The organism is Rhodococcoides kyotonense (genome assembly GCF_001645385.1).
GTDB lineage: Bacteria > Actinomycetota > Actinomycetes > Mycobacteriales > Mycobacteriaceae > Rhodococcoides > Rhodococcoides kyotonensis_B.
Map to the genome: position 1 here is coordinate 54,843 of NZ_LVHI01000021.1, position 19,802 is coordinate 74,644.

The 19,802-nt window shown below is 65.7% G+C and carries 16 protein-coding genes; 11 read left to right on the forward strand and 5 right to left on the reverse strand.

All coding sequences use genetic code 11. The features are described 5' to 3' along the window. Nucleotides 1-50: 50 nt before the first annotated feature. From A3K89_RS15560 to A3K89_RS15575, 4 genes are read left to right on the forward strand one after another with little or no spacing between them, the layout of a single operon-like run. Entirely contained in the window at nucleotides 51-1,238 is a 1,188-nt protein-coding gene (locus A3K89_RS15560; RefSeq protein WP_068427584.1) for an AI-2E family transporter, read from the forward strand. After that, nucleotides 1,231-2,382 (forward strand): MacS family sensor histidine kinase, encoded by a 1,152-nt coding sequence (macS, locus tag A3K89_RS15565; protein WP_068427585.1) that lies wholly within the window; start codon nucleotides 1,231-1,233, stop codon nucleotides 2,380-2,382. The genes A3K89_RS15560 and macS overlap by 8 nt, the downstream gene beginning before the upstream one ends. Beyond that, the gene (locus tag A3K89_RS15570; RefSeq protein WP_068427587.1) at nucleotides 2,379-3,029 is read left to right on the forward strand and encodes a response regulator; all 651 of its coding nucleotides are present in this window, start codon (nucleotides 2,379-2,381) and stop codon (nucleotides 3,027-3,029) included. Before macS ends, A3K89_RS15570 begins: the two co-directional genes overlap by 4 nt. 42 nt (nucleotides 3,030-3,071) lie before the next feature. Then, the gene (locus A3K89_RS15575; protein ID WP_068427630.1) at nucleotides 3,072-3,296 is read left to right on the forward strand and encodes an autophagy-related protein 2; all 225 of its coding nucleotides are present in this window, start codon (nucleotides 3,072-3,074) and stop codon (nucleotides 3,294-3,296) included. On the opposite strand, the gene A3K89_RS15580 is transcribed toward A3K89_RS15575, so the two are convergent. After that, complete coding sequence (locus A3K89_RS15580) at nucleotides 3,297-3,686, reverse strand: SRPBCC family protein (protein ID WP_068427632.1); 390 nt, start codon at nucleotides 3,684-3,686, stop codon at nucleotides 3,297-3,299. It abuts the gene before it with no gap. Nucleotides 3,687-3,794: 108 nt separating this feature from the next. Between A3K89_RS15580 and A3K89_RS15585 the strand changes: the two genes are divergently transcribed. The 3 genes from A3K89_RS15585 (at nucleotide 3,795) to A3K89_RS15595 (ending at nucleotide 7,492) form a co-directional block, all read left to right on the forward strand. Further along, the gene (locus A3K89_RS15585; RefSeq protein ID WP_217266264.1) at nucleotides 3,795-4,910 is read left to right on the forward strand and encodes a glycosyltransferase; all 1,116 of its coding nucleotides are present in this window, start codon (nucleotides 3,795-3,797) and stop codon (nucleotides 4,908-4,910) included. Nucleotides 4,911-4,927: 17 nt separating this feature from the next. After that, a complete protein-coding gene (locus tag A3K89_RS15590; protein WP_068427589.1) occupies nucleotides 4,928-5,560 on the forward strand; it encodes a DUF1707 SHOCT-like domain-containing protein in 633 nt (210 codons plus the stop codon). A gap of 84 nt (nucleotides 5,561-5,644) precedes the next feature. Further along, on the forward strand, nucleotides 5,645-7,492 hold the full coding sequence (locus tag A3K89_RS15595; RefSeq protein WP_084423829.1) for a DUF2339 domain-containing protein: 1,848 nt from the start codon (nucleotides 5,645-5,647) through the stop codon (nucleotides 7,490-7,492). A 70-nt stretch (nucleotides 7,493-7,562) separates the two neighbouring features. On the opposite strand, the gene A3K89_RS15600 is transcribed toward A3K89_RS15595, so the two are convergent. The 4 genes from A3K89_RS15600 to trmB all read right to left on the reverse strand — a co-directional run bounded on the left by A3K89_RS15600 (nucleotide 7,563) and on the right by trmB (nucleotide 14,452). Further along, nucleotides 7,563-9,707: an MMPL family transporter gene (locus A3K89_RS15600; protein WP_068427590.1), complete on the reverse strand. Its 2,145-nt coding sequence runs from the start codon at nucleotides 9,705-9,707 to the stop codon at nucleotides 7,563-7,565. A 106-nt stretch (nucleotides 9,708-9,813) separates the two neighbouring features. After that, complete coding sequence (locus A3K89_RS15605; protein ID WP_068427591.1) at nucleotides 9,814-12,993, reverse strand: MMPL family transporter; 3,180 nt, start codon at nucleotides 12,991-12,993, stop codon at nucleotides 9,814-9,816. Then, the gene (locus A3K89_RS15610) at nucleotides 12,993-13,655 is read right to left on the reverse strand and encodes an NYN domain-containing protein (RefSeq protein ID WP_240931428.1); all 663 of its coding nucleotides are present in this window, start codon (nucleotides 13,653-13,655) and stop codon (nucleotides 12,993-12,995) included. Before A3K89_RS15610 ends, A3K89_RS15605 begins: the two co-directional genes overlap by 1 nt. Nucleotides 13,656-13,696: 41 nt before the next feature. Then, entirely contained in the window at nucleotides 13,697-14,452 is a 756-nt protein-coding gene (gene trmB / locus A3K89_RS15615) for a tRNA (guanosine(46)-N7)-methyltransferase TrmB (protein ID WP_068427593.1), read from the reverse strand. A 154-nt stretch (nucleotides 14,453-14,606) separates the two neighbouring features. Between trmB and A3K89_RS15620 the strand changes: the two genes are divergently transcribed. From A3K89_RS15620 to A3K89_RS15635, 4 genes are all read left to right on the forward strand, one after another. After that, the gene (locus A3K89_RS15620) at nucleotides 14,607-15,638 is read left to right on the forward strand and encodes a hypothetical protein (RefSeq protein ID WP_068427595.1); all 1,032 of its coding nucleotides are present in this window, start codon (nucleotides 14,607-14,609) and stop codon (nucleotides 15,636-15,638) included. Next, nucleotides 15,635-17,125, forward strand: coding sequence for a hypothetical protein (locus A3K89_RS15625; RefSeq protein ID WP_068427598.1), 1,491 nt, complete (start codon nucleotides 15,635-15,637; stop codon nucleotides 17,123-17,125). The genes A3K89_RS15620 and A3K89_RS15625 overlap by 4 nt, the downstream gene beginning before the upstream one ends. A 30-nt stretch (nucleotides 17,126-17,155) precedes the next feature. Beyond that, nucleotides 17,156-17,464, forward strand: a complete 309-nt coding sequence (locus A3K89_RS26725; protein WP_068427602.1) for a DUF6802 family protein — start codon at nucleotides 17,156-17,158, stop codon at nucleotides 17,462-17,464. Nucleotides 17,465-17,788: 324 nt separating this feature from the next. Continuing rightward, nucleotides 17,789-19,621 carry a phosphoenolpyruvate carboxykinase (GTP) gene (locus A3K89_RS15635; protein ID WP_068427603.1) on the forward strand — a complete coding sequence of 611 codons (1,833 nt, stop codon included), beginning with the start codon at nucleotides 17,789-17,791 and terminating at the stop codon, nucleotides 19,619-19,621. The last annotated feature ends 181 nt before the right edge of the window (nucleotides 19,622-19,802 follow it).

The window sequence follows — 19,802 nt, forward strand, 5'->3', positions numbered from 1 at the left end:
GCTCCACTCCTGACACATCTGGTCGTTCCGCAGGCTCGACTCCTGCCACTGTGGAGCGTTTCGATCCAGCCGACGCTGTCCACCCGCTCGTTCGCGTCGGCGCCGCATGGACCTGGCGGCTGCTCGTCCTGTTCGCTGGGTTCATCACGTTCTGCTACGTGGTCGGACGCCTGGACACGGTGATCATTCCGGTCGCCCTGGCGCTGCTCGCGTCGGCCATGTTGTTGCCGATCGTCGACTGGATGCAGCGCCGCGGAGTTCCGCGAGCGGCTGCCGTCGTCATCGTCATCATCGCGAGCATCGGCGTCGTCGCCGGCATCATGACGTTCGTCGTCGAGCAGTTCGTCGAGGGCCTGCCCGCGCTGGGCGATCAGTTCACGACGTCCATCAACGACATCCAGAAGTGGCTGGCCGACGGCCCGCTCCACATCAGCCAGGATCAGATCCGGCAAGCGAGCGACAGCGTCGTCAAGGTCATCCAGGACAATCAGGCTGCTGTCACCAGCGGAGCGCTGACGACGGCGACGGTGATCGGAGAGATCCTCACCGGCGCGTTGCTGACGCTGTTCACGCTCATCTTCTTCCTGTACGGCGGCGATCAGATCTGGGAATTCGTGACGCGGCTGGCACCGACGTCGTCGCGTCGTCGTATTCGGTTGGCAGGTAGCCAGGGGTTCGGATCGCTCGTCGGTTACGTCCGCGCGACGGTGGCCGTCGCGGCTGCCGACGCCATTGGTATCGGCGCAGGGCTCGCGGTTCTCGGTGTGCCGTTGGCGCTTCCGTTGGCGTCGCTCGTGTTCATCGGTGCGTTCGTCCCGATCGTCGGTGCGTTCTTGACCGGATTCGTCGCAGTGTTCATCGCGCTCGTGACGAAGGGCTTTCTCACCGCTCTCATCACACTCGGCATCGTCGTGGCGGTCATGCAGTTGGAAGGGCATGTGCTGCAACCACTTCTACTCGGGCGCGCCGTTCGGATCCACCCGCTCGCCGTGGTGCTCGCCATCACCGTCGGAATTCTGTTGGCGGGCATCGTCGGTGGTCTCCTGGCGGTCCCGGTGGTCGCCGTCCTGAACACCGCGATCAGGTCGCTGCTCGCCGACGACCCCGACGAGGTGTTCGAGGAACTCGAGGAGAACGACCCGTCGTCGACGACGAGGTTTCCTGCAGCGCCGGATTCGCCGCATCCGGGCAACGACACGCTCGATCGCGGGTCCCTGAACAAGCCCGACGATGACTGACGCCCTCGGGCCTCTCTGGCGGGCGTCGCAAGCGTTCCGCCTGATCACGCTCGTGTACGCCGTCAGTTATCAGTTCGCGTCGGCGCCCTATTACTCGAACCAACGGTTGAGCTGGTTCTTCGTGGCCACGATGGCCGTGTGGACAGGTGTGTCGGCGATGCTTCTGTCCCGTGCGGCGGGAGTGGAGCCTGCAGGAACGACCCGATCGACGGTGGCGCGGTGGAGGGTCGTGCTGGCGGACCAGTTCATCGTCATCGGCCTGATGGCGTCGACTCGGCTTGTCGCGCCACATGATTGGTACAGCACGCACCAAACGCTTCCGACGACGCTGTGGGCCACCAACGCGGTGATCTCGGCGGCGATTCTCTTCGGGCCCAGAGGAGGCATCGCATCCGGTGTTCTGCTGGCCGCGGTCAGTGCGGTGGTACGGGATCAAGTGAATCTGGACCTGTGGACCGACGCGACGGCGCCGGTACTGGTGTCGGTGGGACTGGCGCTCGGATTGGCGAGCAATACCGCGACGAGGGCGCACGCGGAGCTCGAGCGTGCGGCGCGACTCGCCGCGATCACCGAGGAGCGGGAACGTCTCGCACGCCAGGTGCACGACGGTGTGCTGCAGGTGCTGGCGCTCGTGCGACGGCGAGGTCGTGAGATAGGCGGCGATGCAGGCGAACTCGCCGAACTCGCGGGTGAGCAGGAGGTCGCGCTGCGGATGCTGATCTCCGAGCAGGCGGTGCCGAGCCAGGCAGGCGTCGACGTCGATCTGGGCGCTCTGCTGCGGAAACAGGCGGGTACCACGGTCTCCTTGTCCGCCCCTGCCGATCCCGTTGTGCTGAATCGGCATGTTGCCGAGGAGCTTTCCAGCGCTGTCGCGACGGCGCTGTCCAACGTCGCTCTTCACGCGGGGGAGGGTGCCCGAGCCTTCGTGCTGGTCGAGGATCTGGGTGACACGGTCGTCGTCAGCATTCGCGACGACGGACGCGGAATCCCGGCCGGCCGACTCGCCGAAGCGGAAGCAGAAGGGCGCATGGGGGTGTCGAAGTCCATTGTCGGACGCATCCGAACCCTGGGTGGCACAGCGGAACTGGACACCGACGAGTCGGGAACCGAATGGGAAATACGTGTACCGAAGGGGACGAGATGACCGGTGAACAGATCACGATCATGGTCGTCGACGACCATCCCATGTGGCGTGACGGGGTCGCGCGCGACCTCGAGGCTGCGGGATTCGACGTCGTAGCCACGGCGGACGGCGTCGGTGCAGCAGGGCGACGGGCCACCGCGACGCAACCGGACGTCGTGCTGATGGACATGCATCTGCCCGACGGCAACGGCGCCGACGCGACGAGGCAGGTGCTGGCCGGATCGCCAGGCAGCAGCATTCTGGTGCTGTCGGCGTCGGCCGAGCGCGACGACGTGCTCGATGCGATCAAGGCAGGTGCCACCGGCTACCTCGTCAAGAGCGCGTCGGCCGACGAGCTGTTCGATGCGGTGCGCGCGACCGCCGCAGGTCAGGCCGTGTTCACCCCGGGTCTGGCCGGGCTGGTGCTCGGTGAGTATCGGCGCATGTCCACTGCGCCCGCGTCGCAGGAGAAGCCGAGTCCGACGCTCACCGATCGCGAGACCGAGGTGCTCCGACTCGTCGCGAAAGGGTTGAGCGCCAAACAGATTGCGTCCAAGCTGACCCTGAGTCATCGAACCGTCGAGAATCACGTGCAGGCGACGCTGCGCAAACTACACCTGGCCAACCGCGTCGAGTTGACGCGCTACGCGATCGAGAAGGGTCTGTGACGGCGTGTTTGTGACGCGCGCGGCGTGGGCACCCTGGGCGGTATGACCGACACAGACAAGCCCGTGGATACCACCGTCGATCCGGCCGAGAAGTCGCGCGGCACCGACGCGGACACCGGTCAGGACGTCGGCGAACGCGGCGAAGCGATCCGCGAGTTCGACGACCACCTGGACGGGGCGGGGGACGAGCCGTCATTTCCGACGCCCGATCCCGAGGACGTCACCGACCACCCGACGGATCCGAAGACGACGACGCGGTCCGAGTAGTCACTTGCGGACGAGCTGCATCAACGCGAACTTCGCAATCGGTACGTAGGGAAGGACGAACGCGGACGGGCCTCGCACGGTGAGCCACGTCCGTGTGCCGTTCGTCGTCGACGCCACCCCGTGGGTGAGCGTCAGGCCGAGGCTGCGGTGGACGAACCACGCCTTCCACGTCCACGTCCGACCCGGTTCGTCCACGTCCAGGATCTCGAAATCCACGGGAAATCCGAGTGGTCCTCGAACCTTCCCGAATGTTTCTGGGCGCAAACGAGATTCGGCGTAGTCGACGCCCATGATCTGCGGCGCCCACGACGACCACATCTCGGGTTTCATGTACCGCTCCCAGGCCGTCTCTGCAGGTGCTTCGCCCGTCGCGTCGATCGTCGTCTCCATGCGCGACGGGCTACCCGGCAGGTCCGAGTCGAAAACTCCAGGACGAGTTCGCCCAGGATTCGGGTGGTCGTCATGTTCCCGACGGCGACGGACGGGACACTCGGTCCGGTGCGCATCGTGCAACTCGCGAACTTCTACGGACCCCGTTCCGGCGGCCTCCGTACCGCGGTCGATCAGCTGGGGGCAGGGTACGCCGCGCGGGGACACGAAGCCGTGCTGGTCGTGCCAGGTGCCGAGCGAGCCGAGGAGATTCTCCCAACGGGAGTTCTTCGGGTCACCGTGCCTGCGGTTCGCCTTCCCCTCACCGGCGGCTACCGAGCCGTCCATCCCGGTGCGATCGCCGACATCCTGGCCGGACTACGGCCCGACGTCATCGAGGTCTCGGACCGGTTGACGCTCCGCGGGATGGGAGCGTGGGCGTCACGACGCGGCGTCGGCAGCGTCATGATCTCGCACGAACGTCTCGATCGGCTTCTCGCGCAGATCATGCCGCGGGCCGCTGCGCGTGCGCTGGCCGACGTGGCGAACCGTCGCACCGCCGAATCGTACGACGCCGTCGTCTGCACAACGGGTTTCGCGCGTCGCGAGTTCGAACGTATCGGTGCCCCCAACATCGCCGAGGTCCCCCTCGGAGTCGATCTCGATCTCTTCCACCCCACTCGGCGCGGCGGCGACCGATCGCGGTGGCACGGCGACGCCGACGCCCTGCTCGTCCACTGTGGTCGCTTGTCCGTCGAGAAGAAGGTGGAACGGAGCATCGACTCCATTGCGGCACTGCGTCATTCGGGATCGAATGTCCGGCTCGTGATAGCAGGCGACGGGCCGCGTCGGGCAGGGCTGGAGCGTCGCGCGAAAGGTCTTCCCGTCGACTTCCTCGGATTCGTCGACTCACGCGTCGAACTTGCATCGTTGCTTGCATCGGCCGATGTGGCCCTGGCGCCGGGCCCGCACGAGACATTCGGTCTCGCCGCGCTCGAATCGCTCGCAGCAGGAACACCCGTCGTCGTGTCACGGTCGTCGGCTCTGGCAGACATCGTCACCCCGGCGTGCGGCGGGCGATTCGACGACACGGCCGACGGTTTCGCATCCGAACTCGGTCGCGTACTGGACCTGCCGTCCCTCGCGCGACGGACCGCAGCACGCTCGCGCGCAGAGCAATTCGGTTGGCCCGCCTCGATCGAGGGCATGCTGGCCGTTCTCGGTCGTGGCTCCACGGCCGTATGACCCCTATCCTGGTGGCCATGGAGGCGAGAAATCTTCGGGTGTCCGATGCGGAGAAGGAACACGTAGGGCACCTGCTGCAGAAGGCCGTCGGGCTCGGGATGCTGTCGCTCGGGGAGTTCACCGAACGGATGGACACCGCCCTCGCCGCGAAGACCCGCGGTGAACTCAACTCCGTCCTTGCTGATCTGCCGGGCATGCAGATCGCCGACGACCATCGGCCGGTCCAAGCTCCTCAGTCATCGCCGCAGGTGACGCGGGCCTCGAACTCGTGGGGCGGCGACAGCAGCAACGTAGTCAAGGCCACGATGTCGACCGTCACGCGCAAGGGGCCGTGGCACGTGCCGCCGCAGCTGACGATCCAGAGCAAGATGTCGTCGGTGACGCTGGATTTCACGCAGGCCGTGATGTCGACCCAGGTCGTCGAAGTGGCCGTCGACGATTACTGCGGCACCATCTCGCTCGTACTTCCACCCGAAGCAACGGCCGACCTCAACGGGGTCGAGACGATCGGCGGCAGTGCGAACAACAAAGTCCGCACCGGCCCGCCGATCGGACGGCTGCACGTCATCGTGCGGGGCAAGATCCGCTTCGGTTCCATCACCGCGAAGCACCCCATGGGCACGTCGTTGCGTCGGATGTTCGGCGGTTGACGGGCCGGGGTGTCGTAAACCCCTAGTACAAACCGAGTAGCACTACTCAGGCTTCGCCGACGCGATTCTTCGACGATCAAAGGCATGACCTTTTCGAGTGGTAACCGTGTCGATCCTCAGTTGGTGGCCAGGTTGTCCGGCCAGTTCGCCTCGCTGGGCGAACATCTGCGGCAGGTGTCCGGTGATCTGAACGCGCTACACGCGCAACTCGCCGTGCAGCCCGCGCCGCCCCAGGTCTCGCAGGTCCCCCAGGCTCGTCCGCAGCCGCAGCCGCAGCCGCAGCCGGTGTGGACGCCACGTCCGGTGCCGATGGCTCCTCCGGTAGCAGGCCCGCCGCGACCTGCCCCCGCTCCCACTCCCACGAAGGAGCCGTGGTGGCAACGTGACGGCGTCATCAGCCGCCTGCTGGCCGTTGCAGGTGCGGGCGTCACACTCGTCGGCGTCGTGATGCTTCTGGTGCTGGCCGCACAGGCCGGGTGGTTCGGGCCGACGTTGCGAGTCGGCGCGGGAGCCGTGCTCTCGATCGCGTTGGTTGCCGTCGGTGCCAGGGTGTACGGCAGGCCGGGTGGACGGGTCGGCGGAATTGCCGTCGCCTCCACCGGTATCGCAGGCTTGTTCCTGGATGTCGTTGCAGTGACGGCGATCTACGGATGGCTGCACCCGGTTCTCGGATTGGTCGCAGCGTTCGGGGTCGCGGCAGCAGGCGTCGCACTGGCGGTGTCGTGGCGGTCGCAGCCGATGGCGTCGTTGATTCTCGCCGGCGTTGCTGCATGTGCTCCCGTGGTCACCGGCGGAATCACGCTGCCGCTCATCGCTTTCTTCACGGTGACTCTCATCGCCGGATTCCCGGCACAACTCGGCCGAGACTGGCCGCTGTTGGGTCTCGTTCGCACTGTTCCGGTCGTTGTGGTTCTGCTCGTCGCTGTCACCAGGGGAGCGACGTGGAGCCTGCCGTGGCACAACGCTCTACAGTTGCTGGTTGCGTCGTCCATCGTCTTCGTGTTCGGAATCGGTAGCGCCGCAGAGTTGTTGCGCCGCAACGGTGGCGATGTGATGGCGTCGGCGATGATGGCCGTGGCGTCCGTGCCGGTTCTCGCTGTCGGCGTGTTGTTCGTGCCCTGGACGCACACTCTGATCGAGGCGATGGTGGCGCTGACGTGTGTCGTGACGATCGCCGTCGCACACTGGTTGCCGACGCATGCGCGCATCGTTCTCGCCGCTGCGGGATCGTTCGCCCTCCTGCAGGCGGTCTTGGTGCCGACAACGGCCGAGCTGCGGCCGGTGGCTCTCCTCGTCGTCGCGGCCGGCCTGATCGCCGCGGCATGGCAGATGTCGTCGAAGACGGCATTCTGGTTCGGTAGTGGATTCGCGGCGCTGGGAGCGCTCGGCTTCCTGGTCGTCGCACCCCCGGAGGGGGTGACGGACGCGGACCACGCCATGGGCAACATCGGCGTCGTCATCGCTGGAATTCTGTTGACCGGCACGGCAATCGGTTCGGTTCTGGTTGCTCGTCGGTTGTCGATCGCGGACAAGAATCTGGAGGCGTGCTGGGTCGTCGCCGGTCTGGTGTCGTTGTATGCGATGACGTCGGCCACCGTCGCTCTCGGTGTCGCAGCGCTGGGCGGCTCCACGGGATTCGTCGCCGGGCACTGTGCGGCGACGATCGAATGGATGGTCACGGCGATGGTTCTGCTCGTGATCGGCCTTCGAAGCGAAAAGTACGCGCACACAGCGCTGTTGGCCGGCCTGTCACTCACCGCGGCGGCCGTGGCGAAGCTCTTCCTGTTCGATCTCGTCGCGCTCGACGGCTTGTTCCGGGTGTGCGCGTTCATCGTCGTCGGACTTCTGCTGCTGTTCGCAGGGACGCGCTACGCGAAGGTGTTCGCGAACCGCGACAGCGCTCCGCCGACGTCTGCTCACCCCGCACACTAAGTGACCGGAATATCGAAGTCGTGCACCGTATTCGGAGAGAATGCGTGCACGACTTCGATGTGTGAGAGAGCTACAGGAACGTCTCGCCGAGTCCGAGTTTCTGCTGTATCCGTTTCATCCACCTCGGTGCCCACCAGCAGTCGTCGCCGAGCAACTTCATCACCGATGGCACCAGGAACATACGAATCACCGTCGCGTCGATGATCAATGCCGCGATCATGCCGTAGGCGATGTACTTCATCATCACCAGATCCGAGAATGCGAACGATCCCGTGACGACGATGAGAATCAATGCCGCGGCAGTGATGATTCGACCCGAGTGCGCGGTCCCGATGCGAATGGCATCGGTTGTGCTGGCGCCCTTTTCGTGTGCCTCGACCATTCTCGACAACAGAAACACTTCGTAGTCGGTGGACAAGCCGAACACGATCGCAGCGATCAGAAGCAGAATCATTGCCATGATCGGTCCAGGGGTGAAGTTCATGGCATTCGCGCCGTGGCCGTCGATGAAAATCCAGGTGAGGATGCCCATCGTCGCGCCGAGCCCGAGCGTCGTCATCAACACTGCCTTGATCGGCAGCACCAGAGATCCGAACGTCAGGCACATCAGCAGGGTGACGATGCACACCACGAGGATGGACGTCAGTGGAAGCAGGTCGACGAGCGCGGTGATCGAATCACGCTCGATCGCAGGCGTTCCCGTGACTTGGACGGTCGCGCCGTCGGGCACGTCCATGCTGCGGAGGTAGTCGATCGCAGCCTGCGAGTCGTTGCGATCGACGAGTCCCGCCTTGAAGACGATGATGCCGTCCTTGCTGGCGCCGGTCGCCGAGAACTTCTCGATCAGACCAGGGGCCTCGCCTGCTTGCTTCGTGATCGCGCCGAGGCTGCTGCCCTGCGCATTCTGGATGACGAGTTTCAGAGGCTCGGTGCGCTGACCGGGGAACAACTCGTCGAATTGCTCCTGCGCGACGCGCGTCGGATTGTCGGGCGGCAGATACGTTTCGTTGATACCGCCGAACTCGATGCGACCGACCGGAAGTGTCAGGACCACCAATCCGAGGACGATCGCGAGGGCGACCTTGACCGGCCTGCGCATGACCCAGCGAGTGAGCTTGCCCCACATGCCGTTCTCGATCTCCTCGGACGACTTCGTCTTGCGCATGAACGCGAAGCCGAGTGCGTCCACGCGTCGGCCGAGGATCGCGAGAAGTGCCGGGAGGATCGTCACGGCCGTCAGGGCTGCCAGCGCAACGGTCGTGATCGAGCCGTAGGCAACGGATTTCAGGAATCCGTGCGGAAACAACAGCAGTCCGCCGAGGCACGCCACGATCATCGTCGCGGAGAACACGACGGTCCGGCCCGCTGTCATGACGGTGCGGCGGACCGCGTCGGACGGAGAACGGCCGTCGCCGAGTTCCTCGCGGAAGCGGGAGACGATGAAGAGGCCGTAGTCGATCGCCAATCCGAGGCCCACCATCGACACGACCGGCTGCACGAACGTGTTGACCTCGGTGAAGTTGGTGAACGCGCGAACGACGCCGTTGGCGGCGACGACGGTCAGACCCCCGACGATCAGTGGTAGCGCCGCAGCGACGACGCCGCCGAAGACGATCAACAGCAAGACCGCCACGGCAGGGATGGCCAACACTTCCATACGGTGGATGTCTTCGGACATCGTCGATTGCAACGCGCCTGCGACAGCCTGCAGGCCGGCCACCTGGACATCCACACCGTCGATGTAGAAGGCGTTCTCCACGGCCTGGAAGTTGTCGGTGCGCTCGGTGTCGTCGGCCCCGGCGATCGCGATACTCGCGATCGCGTGCTTCTTGTCCTCGGTGGCCAGCGCTGCGGCGCGGACCGTGTCGGGGACAGGGAAATACGTACCGTTGATCTTGTCGATCGTGTCCGCATGATCGGTTCCGAGGGCCGTCAGGCTGGCGACGACCGCAGCGGAGAATTCAGGATCGTCGACGGTTCTGCCGTCCGGAGCCGTGTACAGGACGAGGACGTCGCCCTGCGCGTCACGACCGAACGTGTCGTCCGCGAGTGCAGCCGCCTCGACGGCTTCGGAACCGGGATCGTCGAAACCGCTTTGACTGAGATGGTTTTCGACGCCGATGCCGTACCCGGCCAGCGCGAGCAATCCCGCGACCATCACTCCGATGACCGTGAACCGCGCGCGATAGACCAGATTCCCCCATGTCGCGAACATTCATCTCCCCCATGTCGATGGTGTCGTGTACATCTCGTACAGAAAGATCCGCATACAGAACGGCCACCCCGATGATTCGGAGTGGCCGTTCGGTCGTCTTGGTCGGCTACTGTCGCCGCTCCCTCGCGAGCAATTCACTGACGCTCAGCGCCTGCTGACCGCCCCGGTGGCGTCCGCTGTCCGCGTCGGACTCGGGCTGATCGGCATTCTCCGCGGCCCTACGGCTCGCGCGCGTCGTCGAAGGAGCAGCCTCCTCGTTCCGGCGCGGCTGTGCTGGTCCGGTAGTCGTGCCCTGGGTCGGTCGCTGGGACGCTCCCCGGCTCGGTCGTTGCTGCTCGGGCTCGGGTGTCTCCGCGCGGCGCGACGGTGCGTTACGCGTCGAGACGTCGTAGCGCTGCCGTGGCTCGGCCGGCGTGCGAGGTGACGACGCGGAACCGTTGGTCCGGCCGCCGTTGTACGTGCCGTTGGCACCGTTGTTTCCCGTGCCGTTGTTTCCCGTGCCGTTGGCTACGTTGGCGACGCTGCCGTTGGTAGCGCTCCCGTTCGTGGCGCTGCCGTTCGTTCCGCGGGAGGAGCCGTTCGTGCCCGTCCGGCCGTATCCGTTGCGCGTGGTGCCGTTACGCGTTCCGGTGCTTCCTGCGGTCGACTGCTCGTCGTCGGAGTGCGGGTCCTTCGACGGCTCGGGTGTGCTGGGTTTCTGGGTCGGCGCGCGTAGGTCCGCGAGCCAGCTCTCGATCGAACGCGGATCGGGCGTCGACGACCGTGTCGGCTCGCTCGAGCGAGCCGGCTGCGCTGTCTCGCGCGTCGCCGGCTGCGGCCTACGAACGGGTTCGGGCTTGCTGATCGGATCGGGCGCGCGCACCGGCCGAGGCTCGTCGGAGACCTTCGGGGTGGCGACGGTCCGCGGCCGCGCAGGAGGCGTCGACCCGTCGGCGGGTGCCTGAGACGGCCTGCCCGTCGCCGATCGGCGTTCCTCTTCCTTGGCTGCGTGGGTCGCACGGATCGGCCCGGAGCCGCTGGGTGCGACGACGGGGATCGGCTCGGTCAAGGGCTCGTTGACGCGGGGCGCGGTGCGTGCGGCAGGCCGGATCGGACCGCCTGCAGGCGACAGTTCCGGAACGTCCTGGGGGAGCATCTCGTCCTCGAGGATCGTCTCGCCGAGCCCGAGCTTCTGCTGAATGCGCTTCATCCAGGCAGGGGCCCACCAGCAGTCGTCGCCGAGCAGTTTCATCGTCGCCGGCACGAGGAACATGCGGATGAGAGTCGCGTCGATGATCAACGCGGCGATCATGCCGTAAGCGATGTACTTCATCATCACGAGATCGGAGAACGCGAAGGCTCCGGTCACGACGATGAGAATCAGGGCGGCCGCGGTGATGATGCGCCCCGTGTGGGAGGTGCCGACGCGAATGGCCTCGCTCGTCGAGGCGCCGCGTTCTCGCGCCTCGACCATGCGGGAGAGCAGGAACACCTCGTAGTCGGTCGACAGACCGAACACGATCGCGATGATCAACACGAGGACGGGAGCCATGATCGGCCCGGGCGTGAAGTTCATGAAGCTGGCGCCGTTGCCGTCGATGAATATCCACGTCAGGATGCCCATCGTGGCGCCGAGGCCGAGCGTCGTCATCAGCACTGCCTTGATGGGCAACACCAACGATCCGAACGTCAGGAACATCAACAGCGTCACGACGAAGACGACCAGCACCGCCATCAACGGCAGATTGTTCACCAGCGCGGTGATCGAGTCCTGCTCGATGACGGGCGTTCCGGTGATCTGGACGGTGGCGCCGTCGGGAACATCGATGCTGCGCAGGTGATCGATCGCGGGTGTGGAGTCGTTGCGGTCGACGAGGCCTGCCTTGAAGACGATGATGCCGTCTTTGCTCGCGCCGGTCGGGGAGAACTTCTCGATGAGGCCCGGTGCTTCGTTGAGCTGCCTGGTGATCGCAGCCAGATCGGCGCCCTGAGCGTTCTGGATGACTGCTTTGATGGGCTCGGTGCGCTGACCGGGGAACAGTTCGTCGAACTCGTTCTGGGCCTGCCGGGTGACGTTGTCGGGCGGCAGGTAGGTCTCGTTGATGCCGCCGAACTTGATGTTGCCGACGGGGAGGGTGAGCAGCACGAGGCCGAGGACGATCGGAACGGTGACCTTCAGCGGGTTGCGCATGACCCAGCGGGTCAGCTTGCCCCACATGCCGTTCTCGATTTCCTCGGACGACTTGGTCTTGCGCATGAACTTGAATCCGAGCGCGTCGACGCGTCGGCCGAGGATCGACAGGATCGCGGGCAGGATCGTCACCGCCGTCAACGCGGCGAGAACGACCGTTGCGATCGACCCGTAGGCCACCGACTTGAGAAAGCCCTGCGGGAAGAGCAGGAGTCCACCGAGGCTGGCGACGATCATCGTCGCCGAGAAGACGACGGTTCGTCCTGCCGTCATGACCGATCGTCGAACGGCCTGTTGGACGGAGTAGCCGTCGCCGAGTTCTTCACGGAAGCGGGACACGATGAAGAGGCCGTAGTCGATGGCGAGGCCGAGACCGACCAGCGAGACGACGGGGGCGACGAAACTGTTGACGTCGGTGAAGTGGGTGAAGACCTTGACGATGCCGTTGGCGCCGACGACGGTCAGACCGCCCACGATGAGCGGGAGCGCCGCGGCGACGACGCCGCCGAAGATGAAGAACAGCAGGACGGCGACGGCCGGGATGGCCAACAGTTCCATGCGGTGGATGTCACCCGCCATCGTGGACTGCAGTGCGCCTGCGACGGCCTGCAAGCCGGTGACCTGTACATCGACCCCGTCGATGTAGAAGGCGTCCTTCACGTCCTGGAAGTTGTTCGTCAGCTCGGTGTCGTTGTCGCCGAGCATGGCGATACTGGCGATGGCGTGAGTCTTGTCCGCGGTCGCGAGCGCGGCGACGCTGACGACGCCGTCGACCTTGAAGTACGTTCCGTTGATCTTCTCGATCTGGTCCGGATGGTCGGCGACGAGCGAGTTCAGGCTGTCGGTGACCTTCGTGTTGAACTCCGGGTCGTCGATCGTCTTGCCCTCGGGAGCCGTGTACAGAACGATGACGTCGCCCTGTTTGTCACGCCCGAAGGTGTCGTCGGCGAGCTTGGCCGCCTGGACGGACTCGGAGCCCGGGTCGTCCCAGCCGCTCTGGCTCAGATGGTCGTTCAGGTCGAGTCCGTACGCGGCGAAGCCCAGAAGGGCGGCGACCATCACTCCGATGACCGTGAACCGCAAGCGGTAGACGAGATCTCCCCATCTGGCGAACACTACGAAACTCCTTGACGCCCGACGAGCAGGGCGGACAGTGGACGGAACGGCTGCAACCATGCGCCCTCGTCCGGCAGGGAGTCCAGGCTCACGCGAGGCAGAGGCTCACGGAAGACTCCCGGGATGTCCTCCAGGTCGAGGAACTCCAGCGTCTCCGAGGTGACGGCCCAGCTCGCGTGCTCGCGAAATCCCAGTACGTGGACGGGAACACCGGTCGCGGCAATGTCTTCCAACGGTTCACGAAACGCTTGACCGTCGGCCGACGCAACCATGACGCCTGCCAGTCCACCGTCGCGACTGCGCAGCGCGATGTGGTCGAGCATGTCGGCGTCGACGTCGCTGTCCTCGTCGACCTTCGGCTTCGCGAAAACAGCGAATCCCACGTTACGCAAGGCCTCGACCCAGGGTCGAACGACGTCGGCGCTGCCGGGCGCGATGTTGGTGAACACCGTCGCCTCGGGTTCGAGCGTGGACGTGCCCGATGCGGACAGCTCCGCGGTGCGGTGCAGAAGCCATCGTCCCAGCGCATCGAACCGCGGCCGGTACGCAGCCGTCGGGCGTCCGCCGAGAATCGCGCCGAGACCCATGTCGAGATTCGGGGCGTCCCAGACCAGGAGCACTCGCTTCGTGTGTCGAGTATCACCCGTGTCGAGCGTGGGCATCGGGGCGAGCGTGGTGTCCGACACGTCTGCGCTGGCGTTCATCATCTGCTCTTCCCCCATATGAGCTCGGTCACCGAGCTGCCGACAAGCTGTGCTTTGCCTTCGAACTTGGTGACCGGACGCTCGTGTGTCATCGGCGATTCCCAGTCGAGAACGGACAACCTCGGTTCGGCGTTCCCGGCCTCGGCGATCCATTCTGCATACTCGGCGTGATCGGTGGCGACATGAAGAACGCCCCCGGGCTTCAGACGGTCGGCGATCATCGCGAACGTCGGCCCCTGCAGCAGCCTGCGCTTGTGGTGACGCGCCTTCGGCCAGGGGTCCGGAAAGAACACGCGCACTCCGGTCAACGACTCCGACGTCAACATGTTCTCCAGAACGTCCATCGCGTCGCCGCGCAGCAGACGAATGTTCTCTATGTCGTCGCGCTCGATCTGCTGGAGAGTCTGTGCCAGTCCGGGGCGATAGACCTCGACGGCCATGAGGTTGACGTGCGGCTCGGCCTTGGCCATCGCCGTCGTCGCGGTTCCGGTGCCGGATCCGATCTCCAGAATTGCGGGGCCGGACCTGCCGAACCATGCGTCGACGTCGATGTGTTCGTCGGCGACATCGCGGCCGATCTTCGGCCACAGGGTGTCCCATGTGGCCTGCTGGGCAGCGGTCAGAGCGCCACGCCGAGACCGAAAACTCGTCACTCGAGGGTAGAGCCGAGAGCCCTTGTCGGTGGGCCGCTCGTCCTCTGGTCGAGGGCTGTGGGTGGTGCTCCGTGCGTCGTTCACGCGTCCATTGTCGCCCATCGAGAGAGTGTGTGACAGGTGGGTCTCGAGTTGTAGTTGAGACTTGTGGTGTCACCGCAGGCCAGCGGCCCGCGGATTCGCGAATCTGTCGGACCGGTATGTCAGAATTGCCCGCGAATCCGGGGCGGGGATACGTGAAAAGCGGGGGGTCGCGATGAACGGGGTGGATCAAGGGCGTCTTCGCCGACTGGCGTCGGAGTCGTCGGTGCGCGACGCGCATCTCGGGCGTGAGATCGACCTGGCACTCGACAGATGCTTCGCGCGCATCCGAGTGCAGGTGTCCGGGCGAGTGGGCGTCGGAAAGTCCACAGTGCGCGCGGTCGTGGAAGCAGCCCTCTCGGAATCAGTGGGCTTCGGCGACGCCGTCGACATCACCGAGGCTGCGGCCGTCGACGTTCCCCGCTCACCCGATCCGATCCTCGACGGCGACGTCGTCGTGCACGTGTTGGCAGGGGGAGCGCAAGCCGCCGACGTCGAGGTCCTGTCGTCGGTGGCGACGGCAGTCGCCGTGCTCGCCAAGGCCGACACGCTGGACGACGCGTCGGACACGGTCGCTCGGTCGGCGGCCACCGTCGGCGTTCCTGTGCTGCCGTTGATGGCCACCGTGGCGCGCAGCCTGTCCCGCGGCGAGCCGTCGTCGTTCGCAGACCTTCGTTGCACGGCGGCATCGTTGCCCGACGACGCAGTACTCACGCCCGATCGTTTCGCGCTCGCGGCACCGGACGCGGAAACCGGACGGCGTCGACGCGTACTGGTCGATCAGGTGGAAATGGCGGGTGTGCGCTTGCTCGTGGGGATACTTCGAAACGACCCCACCGTCGACGACGCCACCCTGCGACTCATGCTGGCCGACGCCAGTGGCGTCCGGCCGGTGCTCGACGCCGTCGGACGCTGTATCGACGGCATCCGTACCGACAGGGAAGGCCGGCTACTGCATCGGCTGACCGAGTTGTGTGCGGAACACCCTCGCGTGAGCGAGGAGATCGAGCGATACCTCGCCACCGACGAGGCGGTGCTGGCGGTCATGCGGTCGGCGCTGCGTGCGGTGGGCGAGGCGCGTGACCTCGGTCAGCCCTTGGCAGCGGCGGTCGAGTGGCACCGGCGAGCGCGTTCGGCGTCGAATCCCGACTTCTGCCGGGCTGCGGTCGCGATCTCGCGGGGCTACCTGAGAGTGCATGCATCGTGATCGACGTCCCCGGCGACATGGGTGGCGTGATCAGACGATGGTTTCCCGACGGACTCGACGCCGTCGGGGCCGCGCGCCGGGCTGTGCCCGAAGGGTTGTTCGTCACCGGGATCCACGATGCCGACGTCACGACTCTGCTCGAGGAACTCCGTCACCTCGGCGTTACGCCGACCGCCGCCCGCGTCGACTCGGCCGCCGTCGTGATGTTCGCCGTCGACGCGTCCTCCCCGATCGGGCGTCGAGCGCTCGCCGAGATGCGGCCTGCGCTCGAATCGACCACGGTCGCCATCGTCGTCAACGGAATCGATGCGCACCGAGAATGGCGCGAGGTGACGCGGTCGGTGGCGTCGTCGATCGCCGAGCACGTTCCTCGGGCCGTCGACGTCGAGGTGTGGCCCACGTCGGCCGGCCTCGCCCGCCGCGCACGTCACGTCGCCGACGCGGCCGCGCGCGACGCGCTGTACGAGGAGTCGGGCATCGCTGCGCTCGGCGCGTTTCTGGCCGATGCGCTGCAGCGACCGCCCGGCATGCTGCGCGAGCGCAAGTACAACGCCGCCGTTCATGCCGCTGTCGCCGGAGCCAGGCGCGCGATCGTCGACCGAGCGCGTGAGGTGACCGGAACGGGCGCGACCGTCGGCCTTCGCGCCGAACGCGCCGATCTGCTCGAGCGACGAGACCGGGAACGGCGGGTACGCACGACGACGCTGCGGAACAGGCTCCAGATGCTTCGTGTCGACGTGACGCACGAGATCGGCGAGGAATCGCGCACGTTCGTCGCGGGGGCCCGCGAGGCGATAGCGTCCGCGACGCGGTCGGAACTGCGACATCTGCCTGCCGACCTGTCGCAGCAGTTGACGAAAGCCGGTCGACGAGTGGACGGTGGGGTCACCGAACGGGTGCAGGCGATTGCTACCGACGTCGAGATCGACATCGAATTGCCCTCGACTGCAACGCAACTCGCGAGGATCGAGCCTCCCGCTCGGCGACGCCGCACCGTCGAGGACAAAGTCATGGTGGTGGTCGGCGCGTCCGCGGGCGTCGGCCTGGCCCGCATCGTGGTGTCCCCGTTGTCGATGCTCCCCGCGTTCGAGGTCGCGGTCGTCCCAGCGGCACTTCTTCTCGGCGCGTTCTCGGCCTGGTGGGTGGTGCGTGCGCGCGCGTCGGTAGCGGATCGGGCGCATCTGCGTACGTGGACGTCGGACGCTGCTGCCTCGGCCAAGTCGTCGTGGGAACAGGCGGCACAGGCTCGCATGCTCGCCGTCGAAGAAGCGTTCGTGTCGGCGTCGACCGATTCGATCGGGACGGCGACGCTCGCGGCCGAATCCGAGCTCGACCGCGTGGAATCGGAACTCCGCACCGCGGCCGATCATCGCGCGTCGGTGCTGGCGGCTTGTGACCGCGATCTGGCCGCTCTGGATCGGGGCGTGGAGAGATTCGTCGTCGCGGCGCAGGAACCGGCGCTCTCCGAGGTGCGTCCTAACAACTAGGCCCTACGACACAGAAGGGAGCGCCGGGTGATGGATATCGACGACGCATTTCTCCTCGGTTCCGATTTCGACAGCGAACAGGACGTCGACGCGCAACATCACGACCCGTTCGGTCTCGGCGTCGAGATGTTCGATCTCGACGGCGATGGCATGTCGGAGACACGTGTCGTGCGCACCGAGGCCGGCGTGACCGTCGCTACGGACCGAGATGGGGACACTGTGATGGATACGTTTTCGGCGGTGGCCCGTGACGGCCATTACGAATCCTGGGAAGTTTTTCGCGCAGCTGACGGTACTTCGCAATGGAAACGGACGGATTCCGGGGAATTGTTCGAATGAAAAGAAGTCGTTGTTTGTAATGTCCTGACATGGAATCTCCGCAGCGTGAGGGGTCTGAACTATTACTTTCCGCTAGCTGAATCGTTTCTGTGACCAATCGGACAACACCCTGATTCCGGAATGACGACATGCGGCGTTAACCTGAGACCAGGACACCCGGCGCCCGTGTCGTCGGTTTGACGTAGCCAGTATGATGCTGTATACGCGGACCGCGCGATCGGGCAGTTCCCCACCGAGAGGGGAAGATCAGGTCTGCCTCACGCCCCTGCCAAGCCCAGCAGTGGACGAAGTGGAACTGATTCCGGCTCACCCCAGGAGAGTTAGATGACCTCAGCGACCATTCCCGGTTTGAACGGCACTGACGCCGCGCCTCCCACCCAGCACAAGGAACTTCTTGCGTGGGTTCAGCAGGTAGCAGAACTCACCGAGCCGGATCGGGTGGTCTTTGCTGACGGTTCGGACGAGGAGTGGGAGCGCCTCACCACCCAGCTGGTCGACGCAGGCACCTTCACTCGGTTGAACGACGAGAAGAAGCCCAACTCGTTCCTCGGCAACTCCGATCCGTCGGACGTGGCCCGCGTGGAGTCGCGGACCTACATCTGTTCCCAGCGCGAGATCGACGCAGGTCCCACCAACAACTGGATGGAACCGTCGGAGATGCGCGGCATCATGACCGACCTGTACCGCGGCAGCATGCGCGGACGCACCATGTACGTGGTGCCGTTCTGCATGGGCCCGCTCGGAGCGGACGACCCCAAGCTCGGCGTCGAGATCACCGACTCGGAGTACGTCGTCGTCTCGATGCGCGTCATGACCCGCATGGGCTCGGCCGTGCTGGACAAGCTCGGCACCGACGGGTTCTTCGTCAAGGCGCTGCACTCGCTCGGTGCCCCGCTCGCCGAGGGCGAAGCGGATGTTCCCTGGCCGTGCAACGACACCAAGTACATCACCCACTTCCCCGAGGATCGCGAGATCTGGAGCTACGGCTCGGGATACGGCGGCAACGCCCTGCTCGGAAAGAAGTGCTACTCGCTGCGCATCGCGTCGGCGATGGCGCACGACGAGGGCTGGCTCGCCGAGCACATGCTCATCCTCAAGCTGATCTCCCCCGAGGACAAGGCCTACTACATCGCCGCGGCGTTCCCGTCGGCCTGTGGCAAGACCAACCTCGCGATGATCCAGCCGACCATTCCGGGCTGGCGTGCCGAGACGATCGGCGACGACATCGCCTGGATGCGCTTCGGTGAGGACGGCCGTCTCTACGCGGTCAACCCCGAATTCGGATTCTTCGGTGTGGCACCGGGAACCAACTGGGACTCGAACCCCAACGCGATGAAGACCATCGACCAGGGCAACTCGGTCTTCACGAACGTCGCACTCACCGACGACGGCGACGTGTGGTGGGAAGGCTTGGAGAACCGGCCGGATCACCTGATCGACTGGAAGGGCAACGAGTGGACGCCCGAGTCGGATTCGCTTGCGGCACACCCGAACTCGCGCTACTGCGTGCCGATGTCGCAGTGCCCGTCGATGGCTGCCGAATGGGACGACCCGAAGGGTGTGCCGATCTCGGCGATCCTGTTCGGTGGACGTCGTAAGACGACGGTTCCGCTCGTCACCGAGGCCCGCGACTGGCAGCACGGCGTGTTCATGGGTGCGACGGTCGGCTCCGAGCAGACTGCAGCGGCCGAGGGCAAGGTCGGCACCATTCGCCGCGATCCGATGGCGATGCTGCCGTTCCTCGGCTACAACGTCGGAGACTACTTCCAGCACTGGATCGACCTCGGCAAGAACGCCGACGACTCCAAGCTGCCCAAGGTCTTCTACGTCAACTGGTTCCGTCGCGGCGACGACAAGCGCTTCCTGTGGCCCGGATTCGGTGAGAACTCTCGCGTCCTGAAGTGGATCGTCGAGCGTATCGAGCACAAGGCTGCGGGCGTCGAGACCCCGATCGGTGTCGTCCCGACCGCCGACGCTCTGGACATCTCCGGCCTCGACACCACGGTCGAGGACGTCGCCGAGGCTCTCAACGTCGACGTCGACGAGTGGAAGGCCGAGATCCCGCTGATCGAGGAGTGGTTCGACTTCGTCGGCGAGAAGCTTCCCACCGGCATCAAGGACGAGTTCGACGCGCTGAAGCAGCGTCTGGGCGCGTAGTGCGCTCCGCGCCCGTGCGCGGATAGTTGGGCCAGGGAGCCTGTTGCTTAATTGGTGTGCGGGCGGGCGGCTGGTGGCCCGTGTTTTCTGGTGGCCGGTGGCCGGTGGCTGGTGGTGGATGTCGTCGGCCACCGGCCCCTGCCGTGTCAGGCAGCCAGTGCGCCTCGGGTGATTGGCTGGC